Genomic DNA, 16,153 nt, shown 5'->3' on the forward strand with positions numbered 1-16,153 from the left:
TGCGGCCTGTGTCCTGCTACCTCACCGCATCGTCGGAAACCACCAGTTCCAGCGACCCAGCAACCGCATCAGCGCGGGTGCGAGCACCAGCCGGATCACAGTGGCGTCGATGATCAGCGCTGCGGCGACGGTGAAGCCGAGGACCTGCAGGCCGGTGATGCGGGCGAACAGAAGGCTGCCGAAGGCCACGGCGAGGATCACCGCCGCGAGGGCGATCGTCCGGGCCGTGTGCCGTAGTCCGGCCGCAACCGCCTCGCTGTTGTCACCACACCGCCGGTACTCCTCCTGGATGCGCCGGACCAGGAACATCTGGTAGTCCATCGACAACGCGAAAACGAACGTGAACGCCAGGATCGGAACCTGCGGCCAGGTGGTGCCACCCATGGCCTCCTGGAACAACCACACGGCCAGCCCGAACGCGGCACCGGTGGCGAGCAGGTTCATCGTGATCGCCTTGAGCGGCAGCAACAGGCTGCGCAGCATCACCACCAGCAGCAGGAACATCAGCGCCAGTACGGCACCGACGACCCACCACGTCGCCACCCACATCTCGGCGACGATGTCCGTCAGCACCGCGGTGGTGCCACCGACCAGCACCGTGTGCCCGGCCGGCGCGGTCCTGGGCACGATGTCCTCGCGGACCCGCTTGCCCAGCTCGACGATGCGGGGCGAGTCGGTCGACTCGCGCGGCACCGCCAGCACGACGGTCGTGTTCCGGCCGTTGTCCAGTTTGGTCGCGAGACTGATCATCGGGTCCGCCCGCAACGCGGCGAGCATCGGGCCCGTGTCGGGTTCGGGCGAGGACAGTGGTCGCTGGACGACGATCTGCAGGGTGCCCGTCACGCCGGGAGCGTCGGGCTCCTGGATGGCCAGTCCCTTGCCGTAGGCGGTGTGTGCGAGCGCGGCCCGTTCCAGGTTGAAGCCGAACTTCAGGTCGTGCACAGGTGCCGCGAGAACCAGCAGGCCAGCGGTCACGCCGATCGCGTACGGCCACGGGCGGCGCATCAGGTGCCGCGTCCACCGGTCGAGCCACCGGCCGCCGGACGTGGCACGGGTGTCCGCCGAGCCCCACGCACGCCACTGCAGCCACGGGGTCAGCGAGACCAGTGCCGCGGGCAGCAACGTGACCGTCGCCGCGAGCACGACCGCGACCACGGTGGCGAGACCGATCGCGGTCTGCTGGAACACCGGCCAGCGCACCGGCAGCAGGGCGCCTGCGGTGAGGCACACGATCAGACCTGAGTAAGCGACCGTGCGCCCGCTGGTGGCCAGTGCCACGGCCACCGCCTGTTCCGGCGGCGCACCCCGCGCCAGCTCCTCCCGGTAACGCCCCACCACGAACAGCGCGTAGTCGATGCCCGCACCCAGCCCGATCGTGCTCACCCCGACGAGCAGCATTCCGTCCACCGGGAACACACCGGCGAACAACCCGAACACGCCGAGCGTGGTGAGCACACCGGCACCCGCGACGCCGACCGGGAGAAGAGCGGTGACCGGAGCGCGCAAACCCAGCAGCAGCACCAGGATCGCCACCGGCACCGCGACGAGCTCGACCCGCAGCAGGTCGGCGATCTCGGCCTCCTGCGCGGCCTGGGCGTAAGCCGACAGACCGACGAAGTACGCGTGTACCGCACCACCCGACGCCCGGCTCGCCGCCTCGTCCGCGGCGGCACGTTGTGCCGGAACGCGGTCCTGGCGTTCCCGGCTGTCACCGGACAGTCCGGCGACCAGGTACGCGGTGTGCTCGTCGGTGAACTCTCCCTGGAACGGTTCCAGCACATTGGCAAGCACCGGAGGCGGTGTCGGGTCCCCTGCCACGGGCAGCCGCAGCACACTGGAGATGCCGGTGTCGGCGGTCAGCGTCGTCTCGATCGCCTGTACAGCCGCCCGGAACGCCGGATCGGTGTTCTTCAGGCTGTCCGAGTGCACCACCGTCAGCAGCATCTCGTTGCCGAGCGACGGCAGCTCGGCGGCCAGCACGTCGGCTGCCCGCTGCGACTCCGAGCCCACGACGTGCGCCGCAGGGGAGGTCAGTGACGAAAGCAGGTGCGGCACGAGGGCCAGCCCCAGGACCATGGCGAGCAGCCAGCTCGCGTACACACCGCGCCGGTGCCGGATCACGGTGGCGCCGAGCCGGGTCAAAGCATCGCTCGGCTGCGGATCTTTGCGGGGCGTACGGCGCGTTGTCGTCGTCATGGTCTCGCTCCTGCCTTGATCGGTCTGCCGAGCCCGGCGAGCAGGTCGTCCAGTCCCAGCGGCACGGCATCCGCGGGATCGAGACCGGCGGCGCGCAAAGCTGTACGGTCGTAGTAGCGGCGGTGGAACGCGTAGGGCATCACCACGCGCATGTGCTGCGCGACGACCGCCTCCTGCTCGGTCAGGTCTTCGGGGGTGGTCGAAACCTGTTCGAGCCGCAGCGGAAACAGCTTTTCGAAGAGAGAGAACAACGTCGCCTGCCCGACCTCGCGCGGATGGGTGACGTGGACGGTGCGCACCCCGGCCGGAGCGGCGGTGGCCGCCGTGTCGACCATCAGCCGCGCCGCGAGGTCGACCGGCATCAGGTTGAGATGTGCGTGAGGATCGGCGGCGACCCGCACCCGTGCCCGCTCGGTGAGTCCCCCCAACGCGTAGCCGGCCAGAGTGGTCAGCGTCGTCAGGGTGTGCGGGACGTCGCCCGGACGCGGCGGCCGAACCGTGACCAGGACACTCGGGCGGAAGATCGTCACCGGTCTGCCGTGGCGGGCCGACCACTCGTGCACGGCGACTTCGGCGAGATATTTCGACTCCTCGTACGGATTCTCGAACCCGTACGAGGGATCGAGATCGTCCTCCCGGACGACACCTGCAGACCGTCTACCCGCCACGAACGCCGTGCTCACGTGGCACAACCGTGCGGTGCCCGCCGCGGCCAGCTCCAGCACGTGCCTGGTGCCGTCGACGTTCGTCCGGCGCACGAGCGTGGTGGATTCGTCCAGTGTGGTCGCCGCGGCGCTGTGCCAGATCTCGGTGACGTGCTCGGCGAGGGCGCGGAACTGCCGCTCCGGCAGGCCGAGCCGCGGACGGCCGACATCGGCGCTCAACACGGTCATCCGGGCCCGTGCCGTGTCCGGTGTGACGGAGGAGCCTTCCAGGTACCGCAGGATCCTGGGGAGTGAGGGAGCGGTGCCAGTGCGGGCCAGCACCACGACCTGTTCACCGCGTTCCAGCAGCAGTGACACCAGCCGCAGGCCGAGGAACCCGGTGGCTCCGGTGATCGCGATCGTCATGTCATCCCTCCGTCACCACGACCCGGTCGTCGTGGCGGTGCACGACCACGCGATGGCGCTCGTCCGCCCGGTCCGCGGTCCAGGCCTGTTGCAGGTCATCGGTCGTCTCGATCCGGCTGGGATGGACTTTCGCCTTGCGGGCCACGTGGTCCATCACCGTGACGCGCGCCAGGTGCTCGACCGGCCGGGCACTCGGCGGCAGGCCGTACACGGCGGCCACGGTGCCGGGCGGCCAGTCCATCGTCGTGAGTTCCTCCGCGGTCAGGACGGTTCGTCCGTCCTCGGTGCGGGAATAGCCGGTGCCGTCGACGTGTTCCCGGTCTCGCAGGAACTGCCGCACCTGATGCGGGGGCAGCGCCGCGAACGGGCCCAGCGGCAAGGGTGCGGTGACCAGGCGGAGGTCGATCAGCACCGTGCCGTCGTCCTGACGAAGCTCGATGTCGAACGTGGGAAGGCCCGTCCCGTCGTATCCGGCGAACCGCACCTCGCACCTCATTTCACCGGTCTCGGGAAGGGGCCGGTGGCATCGCATGACCGGAATTCGATGTGGGAAGCCGATGTGGTCCGCACCCACCCAGCGCGACGACAGCCGTCCGTGGGCGATGGGATGGGTCAGCGCGTCGAGCAGGCCTTGGTGCAGGGTTCCGCGCGGCACCTGCCCACGACCGGCATCGAGCACCGCGGAGGCGCCGTTGCCGCCAACCCACAACCTGGTGACGTGAGCGAGCGCCGGGCCGTGGAACAGGCAACCGGTCCCGTACGGATCCGGAACCTCCACCGCATCGGTCAACGGTGGCGGCGGTGGCGGCGCCAGCATGTCCGCGCGGCCGACCGACACGGTCGCCTCCGCCACGAGGTCGAACCGGGACAGCCGCGGATCGGACGCGTGCCGCCAGACCTCGAGCGCCGCAGCGACACACCCGCCGAGCTGTTTCGCGCTGACGCGCAGCCGGATCGGTCCAGCCACCGGAAGCCATCGCGACAGTCGCACACCGCTGAGCCACACGACCTCCTGTCCGGTGAGGTCGGCCGCTGCTCCGGCGAGCAGGTCGACGGTCGACATCATCGGCACGACCGGAACGGTCCACGTCGGGCAGTGATCGGCGAGCCACGTGTCGACCGCCGGATCGAGCACCAGCTCACGGGAAACGCCGGGCACCGGCACTCCCTCCTCGGACACCGTGCTCAGCCACGAGCATCACCGGCACCGCACCTGGACCGGTGGCCAGTTCGGTAACGAACGCCGCAGCCCCTGCCGCTTCCTGGATCAACGGGATGCCTTCGTGGTGGAAGTGCGCGGCCAAGGCATCGCGGACCATCCCGCCCTGCCACGGCCCCCACAGCAGGGAACGCACCAGGCAACCGGGCCGCCGCGCCGCCTCGGCGGCCAGCACGTGGCCGAGGGTCTCGTTCGCCATGGCGTAGTCACACTGGCCAGCGTTGCCGAACCGGGCGACCACCGAGGAGAACGCACACAGCAGCCGCAACGGATCTGCCGCCGTCGCCGCCAGCAGCGCGCGCAGCCCGGCCACCTTGGTGCCGAAGACCCGATCGAACGCGTCGTCGGTTTTGTCACCGATCCGCTTGTCGGCCAGCACACCGGCGCCGTGCACGATTCCGGTGATCGGCCCCCACTGCCGACGTATCTCGCTGACCGCGCGCGTCACCGCCGCATCGTCGGTGACGTCGAGCGCCTGGTAGGACACCATGGCGCCGGTCTGCTCCAGTTCTGCCAGCGTCCGGCGTACCTCCCGTGCCGCCAGAACCGCCCTCGCCCTCGCCCGTGCCGCCGCCGGCGACACCCCCGGCCGCGCGAAGATCCGCAACAACGCCGCCTCGTCGTGCGCCGCGGCGACGTCCGCGGACTCCTCCGTCAGTTCGGTGCGACCGATCAGCGCGAGCCGCGGCCGGTGTTGCCGCGCGAGCGCCCGGATGGCCGCCGCGGTCACCCCTCGCGCCCCGCCGGTCACCACCAGCACCGCGTCGGGGCCGAGCGCCGTTCCGCCGTCGGACCTCGCCGGAACTTCGGTGTCGGCGAGGATGGTGCGCGTGCCGTCGGCACGCAGTCCGACGTCGAGTGCGGATCCGCCTCCACACAGTTCGGTCACGATGGCTTCGGCCACCTCTGCCGCACTCCGGTCGCCGCGTTCGCAGTCGATCGCCTTCACCGCCGACTGGGGCCACTCCCTGGCCGCGGTCCTGGCCAGCGCCGCCAGGCCACCCAGCCACGCCCGATCGGAATCACCACCTCCCAGCCCGAAGTCACCGCCGGTGTCCTGCACGGTCACGAGCACCGCGCACGAGTCGGCAACCGCGCGGGCGGATCGGAACGCGGCGCGCTGCGCCGCGATCGCGTCGGCCACCGAATCAACCCGGCGCAGGCCTTCCAGCAGGACGACGCGCTTGGCTCCGGACGGCACCTCGCTGACGACGGTCGCGGCGAACCCGCGGGCCTCGAGTCGCGCGACCATTTCATGCGCGACGCCGCCGCCGTCGTCGGTCACCATCACCGGTCCGGCGTCCAGCCCGGGCATCGCCGTGTCCTCCACAGTGGCGGGCACCGTGCGCAGCACCCGGCGGACCAGACCGGGCGCGTCCCCTTCACCGCGCAGGCGTACGGCGAGCTCGCCGATGGTACGAACCTTGATCAGGTCGGTGGCCTGTTCCCGGCCTCCGAGCTGGATCTTCTCCCGCAGAGCGGAGAGCACCTCCACGCGTTTGATGGAGTCGACGCCGAGATCTATCTCCAGATCCATGTCGTCGCCGATGACCTCGAGGGGATAACCGGTCTTCTCGGCGATCACCGTCCGCAACGTGTGCAGGATGTCGGCGTCGGAGCCCCGTTGCTCCGGCATCGACGACGCTCCGGCCGGTGCCGGGGAGGAGGTGTGCGCCTCCGCGGCCCCGCGCACCGGCCTGGCGTCCACAGCGGACCGCTCCGGGTTTGGTGGCGGCAGCTCCTCGACACCGCCGGGCGGCGGGTAGAGCCGCCGGTTACCACCGGAGATCGTGACGGTCGCGCTGCTGTGCCGCGGCTGGACCGCCGATGGGGCGTGGTCCGCCCACAACACGGAGAAGTCCATCGCCAGTCCGTGCACCGCGAGCTGCCCCAGTGCCTGGTGCAGACCGGTGACGCCGTCCAGGCCACGCCGATCGGTGCGCACCGCCAAGTGCTCGCGCCCGGCCAGGATCCGGCCCACCATGCCGGTCAACGTCGTTCCCGGGCCCACCTCGACGAAACAACGCACCCCTGCGGCGTACATCGCCTCCACGGTCTCCGCGAACCGCACCGGGCTCGCGAGTTGTGTGGCGAGCCGGTCGCGAGTCTGCACCGCGTCCGGCGGGTAGCACGCCGCGTCGGCGTTGCCGTACACCGGCAGCGAAGGCTCCACCACGGACACCTCGTCGGCGAACGCGCGTAGTGGCTCGCTGGCCGCGGCCACAAGCGGGCTGTGGAACGCGGCCGCGGTGTTCAACCGCTTGACCGACGCGCCCCGGCCGGACAATTTCCGTTCCAGCACCTCGATCGCTTCAAGCGTGCCGGACAGCACCACCTCCGCCGGCCCGTTGTGGTTGGCCACCCACAGGTCGGACGGGGCGTCGTCCATCAACGCATCGATCACGTCCGCGATACCCTGCACCGCGAGCATCGCGCCTTCCTCGTCGACCGCGTCACGCATCAGTTCGCCCCGCCTGCGGGCGAGTGACAGCAGCGTGGCAGCGTCGATCGAGCCGGCCGCGTGCAGCGCCACCAGCTCCCCGAAGCTGTGCCCGGCCACCGCGTCCGGCCGGACACCCAAGGCGCGCAGCAGTTCCAGCACGATCGTGCTGTGTACCGCCAGGGCGGGCTGGGCCCACTCGGTCGCGGTGAGCCGTGCCTCCTGATCGTCCTTTTCGGACGATGTGAACGCCGGGGGCGGGAACATCACGTCACGCAGCCCCGGCAGCTCCCGTTCGGCGGCCGTCCACACCTCCTGCGCGGCGGGGAGCCGCATCGTCAGGTCGCCGCTCATGCCCACGTACTGCGCGCCCTGTCCTGGGAACAGGAACGCGACGCGACCCGGTGCGGCGGTACCGACACCGCAGTAGATCCCGTCGGGTGTGCTGAACGAACCCTTCTCGAGCAGCTGTGTGGCACGGCCGAGCTTGGCACGAAGGTTTGCGGGATCGGTGGCGACGATCGCGAGCCGGTACGGTGCTGCCGGATCGAAGGTGCTCTGGGATCGGCGGGCGACGTCGGCCAGGCTGCCGTCGAACTCGAGTCCGGCCAGCAGCGCCGCCGCGGTGTCGCCGCTGGCGAGCACCAGCTCGTCCGGCATCGTGCGAACCCGCCGCGCCTGCCCGTCTCCGAGGTGTTCCTCGACGGTGACGTGGAAGTTGGTGCCTCCGAACCCGAAGCTGGACACCGATGCCCGCCGTGGGTGTCCGGACGCGGCGACCCACGGGCGGGCCACCGTGTTGAGGTAGAGCGGGCTGCTGTCCATCTCCAGCTGGGGGTCGGGACGATCGACCTTGATCGTCGGCGGCAGCACCTTGTGGTGCAGCGCGAGTACCGCCTTCAGCAGGCCGACCGCGCCCGCCGCGCACTTCGTGTGTCCCACCTGGGACTTGACCGACCCGAGCGCGCACCACGGCCCACTTGTCCGCCCGGTGGCGGTGAAGACCTCGCTGAGCGCGGCGAACTCCGTGGCGTCGCCGACCTTCGTGCCGGTGCCGTGTGCCTCCACCAGCTCGACGGTGTCCGGCTGGTAGCCGGCGGCCGCGTATGCCCGGCGCAGCGCACGCGCCTGGCCGCCCGGCGTGGGCGCGTAGATCGCACCGGCGTGGCCGTCGGACGACGAGCCGAGCCCGCGGATCACGGCGTAGATCCGGTCGTGATCGGCCTCGGCGTCGGCAAGGCGCTTCAACGCGAACATCACCACGGCTTCACCGAGCACGGTTCCGTCGGCGGCCTCGGCGAACGGGCGGCAGTCGCCGGAGAACGACAACGCCGGGGTCTTGCTGAAGCACAGGTACATGAACGGTTCGTTCATGGTGTCCACGCCGCCGGTGAGCACCAGATCCGCCCGTCCCAGCGACAGCTCGTCGATCGCCATGGACAACGCGGCGAACGAACTCGCGCACGCGGCGTCCACCGTGCAGTTGGTGCCGTGCAGGTCGAACCGATTGGCGATCCGGCCGGCGACCACGTTGCCCAGCAGGCCGGGGAAGGAGTCCTCCTGCCAGGCCGGGTAGTGCCCGGCGATGCGCTCGCACGCGGCGTCCACCTGCGATTCGGGCAGACCGAGCTCGCGCAGCACCTTGCGCCACACCGGCTGTTCCAGGCGGTGCGACATCCGCAACGACATGTCCAGCTGGGCGGCTCCGAGGAGCACGCTGACCCGCTCGGTGTCCAGCCGGTCCAGGCCACCCGCGTCGCCGAGCGTGCGGTCGGCCACCAGCAACGCCAGCAGCTGGCTGGTGTCGGTGGCCGTGAGTGTGTTCGGTGGAACGCCGTATCTGGCAGGGTCGAAGTCCACGCCGGGGAGGAACGCGCCGCGCCGACCGTAGGTCCGGTCGGAAGCGGCGCGGTCGGCGGCATAGTGGTCCTCCGGCAACCAGCGGTCCGGTGGGACGTCAGTGATCAGATCCCGGCCGGTCACCACGGCTCGCCAGAACGCGTCGACCCCGGTGGAACCGGGCAACAGCGCACCCAATCCGACGATCGCGATGGGCGTCTGACCCTTCTTCTCCGACATGTTCGCTCCTGGATGTCAAAGGTTGGACCGGATCCGCCAGTTCACCGTCTGCGGCCGTGTTTCTCATGCCCCAGGCAGCGTCGGGCCCCTTGAGGACAAGGGACCCGACACCGGGGGGAAAATCAGCTGACTCCCGCACCGGTCGCGTCCGCGGTGCCGCCGGACACGTAACCCTGGTTGATGCAGACCACCGCCGCGCCCTTGAACGTGACGGTGACGTTGATACCGACCGCCGTCTGGCCGGTGTTGCTCGTGGCCGTGGCCAGGACGATGCTCACGACGATGTCGTCGCCCTGCTGCACGAGTTTGCCGGTTCCGGTGGAGGTCCAGACCTCGCCGTTGTTGAACGTCAGGGTGACGCTGAAGCTGACGTCCGCGTTCAGGCAGGTGCCAACGACGTCGGCCGTACCGGTGACGGTCACGGCCGTCTTCCCGGGGGTCGAGCTTTCGCACGCCGCGTCACCGGCGACCTTGAACCCGGCCTTGTTGCTCTTGTCGGGGTAGAGTTTTTCGTGTTTTCCGCCGTGGGTGTTGGCCGTGGCCGAACCGGAACCGGAACACTTGGTGGCGGTGCCCGCCGCATTCGCCGTCACGGTCGGCATCACCAGGAATGCGCACGCCAAAGCGAGCGCACCGAGTGCCGCCAGCCACACACGAATTTGTCCTGTAAATCCTCTAACATTGGCCTGAGTAGACATGAACGTCTCCAATGAGCGTGGGACCAGGGCTTGCAGAATTGATCGAATATCACCCCTGTCGCCGCGATGTGGCCCTAGCGGGAGCAGCGAATGAGACATTAGGTCCCCGGTGATTCGACAGGAAGCGGGCGTGCCACGGTGCGGCACCCGAGTTTCAGCCGCTCAGGTTCAGCCGAATAGCTCGGGAGGCGCCATGCACGGCGGTACGTAGACGGGCGGCGGCGTTGCCGACACCGAACCGCCCGGTCGGCCCAGCCACGGAGATCGCGGCGATCCGCCCTCCACGCCGATCACTGATCCCCATGGCCAGGGTCACCACTCCGCCCCGGTCATCGGTGTGCAACTCGTCGGACCGGTCCGCGAGCAACGCCCTGCCGAGCGCCGTCCCGCACGCCAAGGCCGGTCGCGCCAGGCGGCGTACCAGCGCCAGATCAGTCTCCCGGTGCAACGTGCGCAGGCAGATGACCTCGTCGGCCTGGAGCACACCAAGGCAGACGATGCCGTCGGTGGCGCTGTGCAGCGCCAGCAAATGCGGGACGATGAGCTGCACCTGCGAGTCGGGCAACCGGCCTGCCACCTTGCTGCCGAGATCGGCGGCAAGGTGGCCCAGCACATAGCCGGGGTCTGCCGGGCGAGCGAGCCCTTGGGCGCACATCACCAGCAGCAGTCGGCGAACCGTGCTTTTGGGAATTGTCGTTCGTCGCGACAGCTCTGCAAGACTGATCGGTATGTGACCGTCCAGCTGGCGCAGCACCGATATCGACTTGACGACCGCTTGACAAGGTTCCCTTTCGCGAATCTCCTCGCGCGCCCTCGGTAGGTCACTCACAGGTCTTCGACCCCCGTTCACAGGCCACCTCCGCTTCCGGCCGACCGGACGGATGCAGCGTGCTGTTTACCTGAGGCGCGGCGCAATAAAACGAGGTCAATCGTGATCCTATCGGATTATCCGAACTGCTCTCACATTGAACACTGCTCCATTCGTGAATTTACGAAACCGCTTCGAGTGAACTTTGCCGATCGGTGTTTGAACCGCGGCCATGACGGTTCATCATGCTGTTCGCCCGCCACCTGGCCCGACCGCGAAGGGAGATCCCCCAGTACCTCTGGAGACCCACGGCCGACCACTTCAAACATGGTCCGACAGGTCCTGAAGAGAGTCGTCCCTGGCAGCACCGAAGAAGTACCCCGACAAACTGGCGACTGAGGCAGTCCGGCTGTACCGGGATTCGGACCCGCAGCCTCCGCCGGCTGGCCGAGCAGGTCGGGGTACGTCCCGAAGCTCTTCGGGTCTGGATCTGCCAGGCCGAGGTCGACACGTCGAACGCGATGACCGGCCCATGACCAGCGATCCCCAGGAGCTGGGGAGGGCTGTAGCGCGAGAACATGGAGCCTTTTCATCCTGTGGCGACCTCGTAGTTCTGTAGGACGTGGATGGCTTTGGCCAGTCGGCCGGTGCGGCGGGGGCAGCAGCGGAGCTTGCGGAGGATGCGCCAGGTCTTGAGCTGGGCGTTGGCGCCTTCGCCGGGGCCGCGGAGGCGGGCGTGGGCGCGGTTGGCGTCCTTCTGTGACTCGGGTTTGTTCCTGCCCTTGTACGGGGTGATCACGTGTACGCCGGTCTCGTCGTAGCCGTGGTAGCCCTTGTCTCCCAAGGCGATCAGCCCGGTGTCGCGCAGGGCGGCGAGGATGTTCCAGATCCGGGCCGCGGCGGTGTCGTGGGTACTGCCGGGCAGGTCGCCGGAGACCCACAGGATGTCTCCCTCGGGTGTGGCGATCACCTGCAGGTTCACTCCGTGCATCTTGTGCTTGCCGGAGTAGAAGGGGCGGTCGGCGACGATCCGGTCGATCGGGATCAGCGTGCCGTCCAGAACCACGTACGCGCAGCCCCAGCGTTTCGCCGTCCGCAGCGCCTGCCGGAGCTTCGGTGACCGCTTGGCGAGGAGCTCGACGGTCTCGTTGACATACCGCCAGCAGTTGGTGGCCGAGACCCCCGAACCCGGCTCCGGCCTCGGCGAACGGCTCATTCTTGCGCAGGTGAACCAGCACCAGCAGGGCTTGTTGCCCAGCATCGAGCCTGCGCCACCTGGATCCCTGCTCCCGGCGGTGTGTGCGGATCAGCCCGGACACGAACATCAGGGTCCGATGTGACAATGGCAGCGCGGCACGATAGAACAACACGTGAAGCCCCTGGGGAAGCGAAACGATCTTGGTCGATGGCTCTGCTACCAGGGGCTTCGCCATATCTGTGGGACGACACGCCGAGCGCACGTCAACCCGTCGCGACCGCAAACCCTTGCCCGCCAACACATCCAGATCAGGATAAAAATGGCTCATGGAACTCACGCCCGCTAATGAGATTCTCAAGCCAGCTGCAAATAGGTCAGGCCGAACACCGGCTCGTCATCAGCCAGGACTTCGGTTGGTCGGTGGCGACGGATCGCGGACGGTCGATCGGCGAAATGCCGTCCTTGTCCGGCCCACCGGAGGTGGCCGCGTCGGCCAGGGCGTCCAGCGAGGACGGTTCACCGGCAGCGAGCTGTGTGCCGGGCGGCGAGTTGTTCGTGCCGGTCGGCCGCCACAGGGCCACACCCCGGCGACCGCGAGTGCGTCGCCAGCGTGCCGGTGAACATGCCGGTGTGCACGGCCAGCACCGGTTCGTGGATCAGCTCACCCGCGCGATCGGCCACGGTCGTCGCGGCCAGGCCGGCGGCACCGCCTCCGATCACGGTCACGTCGTCCATCTCAAGCAGGCCGCGATGAAGTGTCTGTACCTTGTCACCCGCAGCCTGGACCGGCACAGCCCGCGCCCGATTGACGATGCGCTGCAAGCCCGTGATCAACGCCTTCGCCGCACAGCCGGTGAGTGCTGGCCGGGAGCTCAAACTCACCGATCAATGACGCCGGGGAACACCGACCACGGGATAGACGCCGATGCTGGTGCTCCGCAACGCACTCCTGCTGGTCGCTACCGTCCCGTTTGTCGCGAGGTTTGGCACAGGGGACGGGAATGACAATGCGCGGGAACGACTGTTTCAGCGCGCTTCAGCTGGGCAAGGTAGGCGCGTGCTGGTCACGTTCGGCGGGTTCTCCTGCTCGTTGGACGTGTTGGGTGGTGGCGGTGATGTCCCGGGCGATGCAGTCAGCGCGAGCGGCCAGCACTGGCAGCCCGAACGTGAACAGGTACGCACCATGGGTGATGTCGCCCAGTGCGTGCAGGCGCTTGTGCGCTACCCCCCGCCGGCTGATCAGGCGGCTGGTGGTCCGATCGACGCGCACTCCTCCGAAGGGGTGCGGTACGGCCAGGCCCTGGGACACGAGCGCGGTCACCTGTGGGGCCGCTGCCGGGGCCAGCTGGCGCTTCGCGGGAGTGGAGGCGGCGATCACGACGTCCACGATGACGTCCCGTGCCGCCTGGATGTGGAAGCCCCGGCCGGAAATCGGCTTGATGGACTGTACTTCTGGGCACAGGCCGAGCTGCCCCGTTTCGAACAGCTCGAGCAGTCGCGCCGCGTTGACCGGTGGCATCGGGCAGCACAACCGCATCAAAGTCTGGTGGCGGGCGCGGACCCGGACCTTGTCCTCATCTCTCAGCAGATACCAGGCGTCCTGTCCGCAGGCCACCAGCGTGTCTCGCAGCATCGTCCAGCCCGGATCGCGGTCGCGGACGGCACGGTCCAGCTCGTCACGCAACCGCTGAACCACCGGCGCGGCTTCAGCGACGTCCTCGGCGATGACCGCCGTATCCGCTCCGGCGTCACCGAGCTCGGCCCTGGCCAGCGCGATCACGTCCGTCAGGTCCAGTTCGCCTTTCTCGGCGGCGATGGCCTCCAACCGCGGCACGGTCAGGTGCAGCGGGTCATGCTGTTTCAGCGGGCCGCGCACCGCGGGCAACAACCCGTTGCGGGACACAAGCGCAATAGGCCCTTGATGGTCACGTGCGTGTAGTGCCATCACGATGTCCACGGCTGTCAGTCCCGATCCCACGATGCCCACCTTCGCCTGCGCGGGTACCTCGGCCAGTGACCGGCTCAGCGGGTACGGGACGTGGATGTAGCCGGCCGCTCCGGTCAACCGGTAGGGATCCGAGGGTGGCGGTCCACCTGGGCAGAGCACAGCGTGATCGAACGGCCCGGCACTCCAGTCGTCGCCACGCGCCCACAGCCGGTTTTCGCCCATTACCAACGCTCGAACCGTCTGTGGTTGCACGCGAAGTGCCGAACCCGTCGCCGGGAGTGCGGCGACCGTCCGGCCGGCCGCGTACTGGAAGTAGCGGCCGACCAGCCAGCGCGGCGGAAACACGTCATCCGCCGCGAACTCGTCCAGACCCTGCTCGAGCATCCAATTCACACCGTCGCGGCGGTCCCAGGTCCGCGCCGACATCGCCACCATCGGCACGTTGGCCAGCACCTCGTCGCCGTCGGACTGGAACGCCTGGCCCTGCCACAGATTCGGGCCGGGCTCGAACACCGTGATCTCCACCGGAGTGTCGTGAGTGAGATGCCGAGCAACGGCATCGACAACGCACACCGCGGAAGGCCCACCGCCGACGACAGCGAGTTTTAACATGTCATGCCTCCAGGGATGGACTGCATGCGCGACTAGCGAGTGATGGGCAGGTGCACACGGCTCTTTCGTCGGCTGCGGACTCTCACCGCTCGGTGTTGCGACCGTGATGGATCAGCCGAGCGCTGAACGAGTGCCGCGCCACCAACCGTGAGCGAGGCGCACCGTTCGGGGCGCCACGTCTGCGATCCCCTGTCCAACACCCGTCGCATCTACTGGGTACCGGGGGCAAAGATCGGGCGTCTGTTACCGCCGGTGCTGGTGACGTCCTGCCGATCGAGGTAACGCCACACCGCGCAACGGAGGAAGCCATCTGGGCGAGCGAGGGTGTAAAACCTCCAGTCCTGTTCAACACCGGCGATCCCAGCCGGCACAGGACGACGACCCTTGCTGCGGATCGTTCTCACAGCGGGTCTGCCGAGCACGCGCGGCAAACCGCGACTCCGATCGTTCGCCGTACTCGGTCACTGCCGGCTCGTCATGACGGCGCGGTTTCGCCGTGAGGAGGGCACGCCGGGTGATGGGGCGAACGACGGCCGATCTCCCGCCGATTTCCGGCCTGAGCACCACTGTGCTGCGCTACGGGTCGTGCACTGGCACGGCCTCGGAGCGGAGCCCGCACCGGTGCGTACAGCGGTAGCACACCGAGCGTGCAGCAGCTCCGTGGTCATGCGCCGCCGCACGAGCGAGAGCGGCCCCACGCGAGAGCAGATCGAGCACCTGCTGCTTGAGGATCGCGGAAGCGGACGGTGTCGGCACGAGCCCGACGCTCGCCGTACCGGCGAGGCCGGCGGGCCGGATGGCCGACGTCGTCAATGACGTCGACGAGGCATCACCGTCGCACGCACTCGACCGCGAGCGAGGGGTTGTCCACGGGTGTGTCCTGGGGCTCCACAACATATTGCGTTGTCAACTGAACGGAGTCTTCCGGCTCACCGGCCGTCTCAGGACAATGATTCAGGACGTTTCGCTGTCGGAACGGTGGAAGAGCACGTGCGTGCATGGAGAGTTCCAAACCAGAGGCTTCGGCTTCTGCTGGCGGACTCGGGGTGGACGGGCGAGCAGCTCGCCCGGCGGATCAATGAACTTGGCGCGGAGGCGGGGATCGCCCTGCAATACCAGCGCGCGTCCGTCACGCACTGGCTCGCCGGGATGCGGCCGCGGCCGCCCGTTCCCCAGCTGATGGCGGAGGCCTTCTCACGTCGGCTCGGGCGGGATGTCACCGTCCACGACATCGGAATGGACGTGCCCGCGGCAGAGTCGGTGCCCAGCTCGCTGTGGCAGGCCGACACCCCTGCGGCGTTGCTGGGCGTGTGCGCGGACAGGAAGAAGGCTCCCGTCTACACCATCGCCGGGTTGATCGTGCCCGAGTGGGAAGACGTGCTCAAGGTGCGGCCGCAGAAGCCGGCGACCGGGTCGCCGGTAACCCAGAAGCAGGTCCAGGACGCGTGCCAGATGGTCCGGCTGTTCTCGGACACCGACCTGAGCTCGGGCGGTGGCCGCGTCCGGCACGCGCTCGTTGGATACCTCAGGTCGACGATCGTACCGTGGCTCTCAGCCGCCGCGTCGCCGTCCGTGCGGCGCGACCTCCTGGCGATCGCCGCGCGGCTGAGCTACCTGTGCGGGTTCACGCACTTCGACGACGAACTGCATGGCACTGCACAGCGATACTACCTGGTGAGCCTTCGGCTGGCGGCGGCAGGCGGCGACGCCGCCGGTTACGCCTGCGCACTACGGGCGCTCAGCGGCCAGGCCGCAGTGCTCGGCCACCACGCCGAAGCCGTCGATCTCGCTGAAGCAGCAGTCCGTACCGTGCCGAAGCAGGTACCGTCGCACATGCGGGCATTTCTTCTGGGACAGCTCGCCGTCGCCCAGGCGGCCATGGGCA

9 protein-coding genes and 1 pseudogene are annotated in these 16,153 nt (G+C 68.8%); 1 reads left to right on the forward strand and 9 read right to left on the reverse strand.

The window, feature by feature from the left end; translation table 11 throughout:
- Nucleotides 1–21: 21 nt before the first annotated feature.
- The 9 genes and pseudogenes from ABFX45_RS42605 to ABFX45_RS42645 all read right to left on the reverse strand — a co-directional run bounded on the left by ABFX45_RS42605 (nucleotide 22) and on the right by ABFX45_RS42645 (nucleotide 14,268).
- Complete coding sequence (locus ABFX45_RS42605; protein ID WP_346136708.1) at nucleotides 22–2,196, reverse strand: MMPL family transporter; 2,175 nt, start codon at nucleotides 2,194–2,196, stop codon at nucleotides 22–24.
- A complete protein-coding gene (locus tag ABFX45_RS42610) occupies nucleotides 2,193–3,266 on the reverse strand; it encodes an SDR family oxidoreductase (protein ID WP_346136710.1) in 1,074 nt (357 codons plus the stop codon). The genes ABFX45_RS42605 and ABFX45_RS42610 overlap by 4 nt, the downstream gene beginning before the upstream one ends.
- 1 nt (nucleotide 3,267) lies before the next feature.
- Nucleotides 3,268–4,425, reverse strand: coding sequence for a hotdog family protein (locus ABFX45_RS42615; RefSeq protein ID WP_346136713.1), 1,158 nt, complete (start codon nucleotides 4,423–4,425; stop codon nucleotides 3,268–3,270).
- Nucleotides 4,406–9,004, reverse strand: a complete 4,599-nt coding sequence (locus ABFX45_RS42620) for an SDR family NAD(P)-dependent oxidoreductase (protein WP_346136714.1) — start codon at nucleotides 9,002–9,004, stop codon at nucleotides 4,406–4,408. The genes ABFX45_RS42615 and ABFX45_RS42620 overlap by 20 nt, the downstream gene beginning before the upstream one ends.
- A gap of 122 nt (nucleotides 9,005–9,126) precedes the next feature.
- Nucleotides 9,127–9,702, reverse strand: coding sequence for a hypothetical protein (locus ABFX45_RS42625; protein ID WP_346136716.1), 576 nt, complete (start codon nucleotides 9,700–9,702; stop codon nucleotides 9,127–9,129).
- A 154-nt stretch (nucleotides 9,703–9,856) separates the two neighbouring features.
- Nucleotides 9,857–10,552 (reverse strand): helix-turn-helix domain-containing protein, encoded by a 696-nt coding sequence (locus tag ABFX45_RS42630; protein WP_346136718.1) that lies wholly within the window; start codon nucleotides 10,550–10,552, stop codon nucleotides 9,857–9,859.
- 547 nt (nucleotides 10,553–11,099) lie between these two features.
- Nucleotides 11,100–11,880, reverse strand: a pseudogene (locus ABFX45_RS42635) (transposase family protein).
- A 344-nt stretch (nucleotides 11,881–12,224) separates the two neighbouring features.
- Nucleotides 12,225–12,434: a hypothetical protein gene (locus ABFX45_RS42640; protein WP_346136719.1), complete on the reverse strand. Its 210-nt coding sequence runs from the start codon at nucleotides 12,432–12,434 to the stop codon at nucleotides 12,225–12,227.
- Between the two features lie 310 nt (nucleotides 12,435–12,744).
- Nucleotides 12,745–14,268 (reverse strand): FAD/NAD(P)-binding protein, encoded by a 1,524-nt coding sequence (locus ABFX45_RS42645; protein WP_346136721.1) that lies wholly within the window; start codon nucleotides 14,266–14,268, stop codon nucleotides 12,745–12,747.
- 990 nt (nucleotides 14,269–15,258) lie between these two features.
- On the opposite strand from ABFX45_RS42645, the gene ABFX45_RS42650 reads away from it, so the two are divergent.
- A partial coding sequence (locus tag ABFX45_RS42650) for an NsdA family TPR-like regulatory protein (protein ID WP_487047093.1) occupies nucleotides 15,259–16,153 on the forward strand: 895 nt, incomplete at its 3' end.

The organism is Lentzea roselyniae (assembly GCF_039537795.1).
Lineage (GTDB): Bacteria > Actinomycetota > Actinomycetes > Mycobacteriales > Pseudonocardiaceae > Lentzea > Lentzea atacamensis.